General features: G+C 72.8%; 2 protein-coding genes. One reads left to right on the forward strand and one right to left on the reverse strand.

From position 1 onward, the window contains the following. Positions 1-225: 225 nt before the first annotated feature. Positions 226-747, forward strand: coding sequence for an RNA polymerase sigma factor (locus CCN29_RS29235; protein ID WP_006135660.1), 522 nt, complete (start codon positions 226-228; stop codon positions 745-747). Positions 748-830: 83 nt separating this feature from the next. Here CCN29_RS29235 and CCN29_RS29240 read toward each other — a convergent pair. After that, positions 831-1,567, reverse strand: a 737-nt coding sequence (locus tag CCN29_RS29240; protein WP_086685568.1) for a VC0807 family protein, incomplete at its 5' end; no start/stop codon positions are given.

Here is a 1,567-nt window from a genome sequence, read left to right on the forward strand (position 1 = left end):
GCCTTCATGCGGGACCTGCGCGACGACGTCCGGACCGCGCTGCTCGCCTTCACCGAAACCGGCGACGAGCCGCCCGTCACCGCCGCCGCGGTCTGAGGACCCGGGTCCGGGCCCCGGGCGCGGTCCGTGGCCCGGACCCCGCGCCCTCCCCGCGCACGCGGCCCCTTCCCCGGCACGCGGCCCTTCCCACCGGCTTCCCCCCCTTCCAAGGAGCGACCCTCCGAGATGAAGACCGCGCACGAACCCACCACCCTCCTCCCCGCGTTGCTGCGCCAGGCCCAGCTGGGCGACGAGCAGGCGATGAACGACCTGCTCACCCGCATCACGCCGTACGTCGCCCGGATCTGCCTGTCCATCGCGCACGACAACAGCTCCGACGCCACCCAGGAAGCCCTCCTCGCCGTCTACCGGGGCCTGGCCGGCCTGCGGGAGCCGGCGGCCTTCTACGGCTGGGTCCGCTCCGTCACCGTCCGCGAGGCCGTCCGCACGGCCAAGCGCCTGGGCGACACGGTGCCCTGCTCGCCCGTCGAGGCCCGGTACGAGGCCAACCCCCTCGACACCGTCTACATCAACGACGTACTGGAACGGCTGTCGACCGCGCACCGCGAGGTGCTCACCCTGCGCGTCTACGGCCTCAACGAGGAGGAGATGGCCGAGACCCTCTCCCTGCCCATCGGAACGGTGCGCTCGCGGCTGCACCGCGCCCGCCGCCGCTTCCAGGAGGCCTGGCAGCCGTCGGCGGCCTGAGGACCTGCTCACCCCAAGTGCTCCGCCCCGAACCCCGCATTCAATACGGAGGTTCGGGGCGGAGCACTTGGGGGGCGTGCGGATCAGCCGGTCCGGTCGGTAGTGGCTCCGGTGTCGGAAGAGGCCCCGGCGCCGAAGGAGAACCGGCGGCCCGGAACGCGGTCACCGAACACCTTCGCCAGCGTGCCCGTCCGGTGCAGCACCACCTGGGTGACGACCTGAAGCCCGATCCAGGACACGGCGTACAGGACCCCGTCCAGGGCGGGCACGGTGTCGACGGGGAGGGTGTACGCCATCACCACACGCAGCAGCGCGTCGCACAGCAGACCCACACCCCACAGGACCGTCAGTCTGCGCCACACCCGCCGGAAGCCCGCATCCGTCTCCCACAGTTTCTCCAGCAGCGTCGCCTTCCCCGGCAGCAGCGAGCGCAGCGCCTGGTAGGTGAAGGGCCGCGCCGTCCACAGCGTCACCAGCAGCCAGACGCCTGCGAGCGCCGTGAACAGGCTGTTGCGTGCCAGCACGATGCGCGGGTCCGAGGTCGTCACCGAGGCCACGGAGCTCACCACCAGCAGGGCCAGGGTGAAGATGCCGATGGCGTCCGTCCTGCGGTGGCGGATCGCGGTGTACAGCGTGTGCAGAGCGGGCGCGGCGCCGCTCAGCAGCAGGGCGGGGATCTCGCCCGCCCCGGCGGCCCGCAGGCCGTAGTAGAGCCCGACCGGCAGCACGATGTCGCACAGCACGGTGACGGCGAAGCCCCAGCGGGGGGACGAGGCCTCCGTGTCGTCGGGCGGGTCGGCGGACGGGGGGTCGGCGTGGG

The sequence above is a fragment of the Streptomyces pseudogriseolus genome (genome assembly GCA_002154585.1).
Classification (GTDB): domain Bacteria; phylum Actinomycetota; class Actinomycetes; order Streptomycetales; family Streptomycetaceae; genus Streptomyces; species Streptomyces pseudogriseolus.